Below are 3,490 nucleotides of genomic sequence, written 5' to 3'. Positions count from 1 at the left end.
GCAGATCGTCAAGAAACGGCAGCGCCGGTTGACCGGGATCGACGAGATCGTGCTGTCCTTGACCGCGAAAGGCCTGACCACCGGTGAAGTCGCGGCGCACTTCGCCGATATCTATGGTGCCTCGGTCTCGAAGGACACGATCTCCAAGATCACCGACAAGGTGATCGCCGAGATGACCGACTGGTGCAACCGGCCACTGGAACCGGTCTATCCAGTGGTGTTCATCGACGCCGTGCATGTGAAGATCCGGGCTCTGGCGCAGTCTTCGTGATCCCGATGCTCGGCATGTTGTCGTCGGAATCCCCGGCTTGGTAATGGTGTCGGGCGTGCTCGGGTGATCTTGTCCAGAAGTTATTGCCGCACTTGGCTGATCTTGTGATAGAAGGAATCGGCAGCGAGGGTGATCGGGTGGTGATCCGTGCTGCAGTCGCTGCGCCGACCGGTCAGTGTCCGGGATGCGGCTCGGTTTCGACGCGTGTGCATTCCCGCTATCAGCGAACACTGGCCGATGCCGCGATCGCCGGCCGGGTGGTGACCGTTCAGTTGGTGGTTCGGCGGTTCTTCTGTCCGAACCGCGATTGTTCGGCGACGACTTTCGCCGAACAGGTCGCCGGTCTGACGGTGAAGTGGTCCCGGCGCACGAGCCGGTTGACGTCGATGCTGGTTGCTATCGGGTTGGCGATGGCCGGTCGTGCCGGTGCCCGGTTGGCGGGCCAATTGGGGCTTCCGGCCGGCCGCGACACGTTGATCCGACTGGTCCGCCGGTTGCCGGACCCGCCGAACAGCCCGGTCGCGATCTTGGGTGTCGACGATTTCGCTGTCCGCCGCGGCCACCGTTACGGGACGGTCTTGGTCGATCTCGACACACGCAGACCGATCGACCTGATCGACGGCCGCGACGGTGACACCCTGGCCGCATGGCTGCGTGCCAGGCCCCTGCCGCAGATCATCTGCCGGGACCGGGCCGGCGGCTATGCCGAAGGCGCCCGACAGGGCGCTCCGGCCGCGCTGCAGGTCGCCGACCGGTTTCATTTGTGGCAGAACCTGGGCCAAGCCGTTGAGAAGGATCTCTCTGCGATTCGCCGAGACCTTGCCGCGTCCCTGGCATCCGAAGCTGCCACCGAACCCTCCGGTCGGGCGCCTGCGGTTGTCGACCATCGTGAACTGAAGGTGGTCAGACGCTTCCGGCACCAGCATGCCGCGGTTCACCGACTGCTGAAGCAGGGATTGAGCAAGTCCGCGATCGGCCGTGAACTGGGTTTGCATCCAGCCACGGTGCGCAAGTTCGCCGATGCCGAGACTGTCGATCCGCTGATCGCCAAGAACCAGCAGCGCTTGTCGATTCTGGACGGCTACCACGAGCACCTGCACCGACGCTGGAACGACGGTATCCGCAACGGCGCCCAACTCACTCGCGAGATCGCCGAGCTGGGATATCCCGGCACCGAACAGCAGGTCCAACGCTATCTGCGACGATTCCGCACCAGAACCGGCCACATGCCGGTCCCCGCCCCGCGACCGCCGGCGGTCCGCGACATGACCCGGTGGATCATGACCGATCCCGCCAACCTCACCACCGACGACACCACCAGACTGCACCAGCTCGGCAAACGCAGCAAAGACCTGCGCCGGTTGGCGAACCACGTCGAGGACTTCGCGGTCATGATGACCCGGCTCGAAGGCCACCGCCTCGAAAAATGGATCAACACCGTCGAGAACGACTCACTGACCGCGATCGCCTCATTCGGCCGCAACCTTCGCCGCGACATCGATGCCGTCAGCAACGGCCTGACCCTGCCCTACAGCTCCGGCCCGGTCGAAGGCCATATCAACCGCATCAAAATGATCAAACGCCAAATGTTCGGCCGGGCCAACCTCGACCTACTCCGCAAACGCACCCTGCTACAAAACTGATCACGAAGACTGCGCCAGAGCCCGGATCTTGACCACGATCGCGTCGATGAAGATCACGACATAGACCTCGCCCAGGGGCCGGCTCGACCATTCCTGCATCTCGGCGATCACTTTGTCAGTGATCCGCGAGACCGTTTCCTTGGATACCGATGCGCCATAGATCTCGGCGAAATGCGCCGAGATCTCCCCGGTGGTCAAGCCTTTCGCATACAGCGATAACACGATCTCATCGACCCCGGTCAACCGGCGCTGGCGTTTCTTCACGATCTGGGGTTCGAAGCTGCCGTCGCGGTCACGGGGGACCTCGATCGGCACCGGGCCGGTCGTCTCGGTCAACACCGTCTTCGACCGGGTCCCGTTCCGGATGTTGCCTGAGTCCCTGTCCTCGGGAGCCTGGTTCGGCTCGAAACCCAGGTGCTCGGTCATCTCCTCGTTGAGCGCGGTCTCGAGGACTGTCTTGGTGAACTGCTGGAGCAGCCCTTCGGGCCCGGTCAGGGATAAACCCTGCTCTTTGGCCATCCGGACCAGCTCCGCTGCTGCCAGCCGCTCGGCCGAGACCTCGGCCTTCTTCTTCGCCACGGCATCAAGTGTCGTCATCACGGCGCCTTCCCGCTGACCATCGGTCAGCGAATCAGGCCGGAAACACCCTTATATCCACAGTCCCGTGTCTCGCGGACCACGCTGTACAAGTACCTGCCCGAGCTCACCGCGGGAGCGAAGGCTATCTCGTAACGGCGTTGTGCCTGGATGCGGCCGACGATGAACTTCTCGGACGTTCCGTCAGTCGGGCCCTCCGCCGCCACCGCATCCGCCGCCACTGCATCCGCTGAAGCCACCATCGAAGCTACTGCTACCACCGTAGTCGGGTACGGATTCCCACCGGGGGGAGCCGTCAGTGGAACCGAGCGCCCGGCGAAGGCGCAGCACAGACGCGATGTGGTCGGGGCCTTCGCTCAAGAGTTCGGCGATTTCCGCCACGCCCAAGCCTTCCTTGGTATGGAGCTCTTTGATGAGATCGTCCATCTGCCACCTGTAGGGGGCCCGGCTCTCTGGCATGCGGGCGGCTTTGAGTTCGGCATCGATCGCGTTGGACTGCAAAATGAAGTTCCGTCCAGAACGAGGGTCCGAGTAGGTGCTTTCAAATTCCCTACGGGCCCTCAACCGGGCAGCTTGGCGCTTCTTCAGGGACCAGGTATGCCGCTGGGGAAACAGGATTATCCGAAGCCGCTTCCCGATCGCCCAAGTCCCAGGCTTCCATCCGATCGGACCCGGGAACCATGCCAGGAACTCTTCGTATGCCCGCGCTTCACCGTCGTCCTCCGCCTTGTGGAACTGCGCCCAGAGAAGCTTCCGTTCTCCGGTGAGCCGTTCGATCGCAGGCTCGTCCGGGTCCATCCTCCGAGGGGCATCAAAATTTTTGCGCGCATCCTGGTAGAGCTCTCGAAGTTTGAGGGCACGGTACGACCATTCAGAGTCATACTCGTCGTCATATTCGTCTTCGGTCACAGGTTTCATTCTCGACCCGCGCCTCCGCCTCCGCCGCGCTCGACGGCACGCCACCGTTCTGCCAGTTCTA

At 63.1% G+C, this 3,490-nt stretch carries 2 protein-coding genes and 2 pseudogenes; 2 read left to right on the top strand and 2 right to left on the bottom strand.

From position 1 onward, the window contains the following. Window positions 1–250: pseudogene (locus tag NF4_RS35920) on the top strand (transposase); the annotation flags it as partial. A 125-nt stretch (window positions 251–375) separates the two neighbouring features. Beyond that, window positions 376–1,914, top strand: coding sequence for an ISL3 family transposase (locus NF4_RS35915; RefSeq protein WP_369690979.1), 1,539 nt, complete (start codon window positions 376–378; stop codon window positions 1,912–1,914). Window positions 1,915–1,935: 21 nt separating this feature from the next. Here NF4_RS35915 and NF4_RS35910 read toward each other — a convergent pair. Then, window positions 1,936–2,514, bottom strand: a pseudogene (locus tag NF4_RS35910) (transposase); the annotation flags it as partial. 180 nt (window positions 2,515–2,694) lie between these two features. Further along, complete coding sequence (locus NF4_RS35900; RefSeq protein WP_063131840.1) at window positions 2,695–3,420, bottom strand: hypothetical protein; 726 nt, start codon at window positions 3,418–3,420, stop codon at window positions 2,695–2,697. Window positions 3,421–3,490 lie beyond the last annotated feature (70 nt).

Source organism: Nocardia fusca NBRC 14340 (assembly GCF_001618425.1).
In the GTDB taxonomy this organism is placed as follows: Bacteria; Actinomycetota; Actinomycetes; order Mycobacteriales; family Mycobacteriaceae; genus Nocardia; species Nocardia fusca.
Note: the sequence above shows the minus strand (reverse complement) of the source record. Positions and strands in the feature narration are given on the sequence as shown.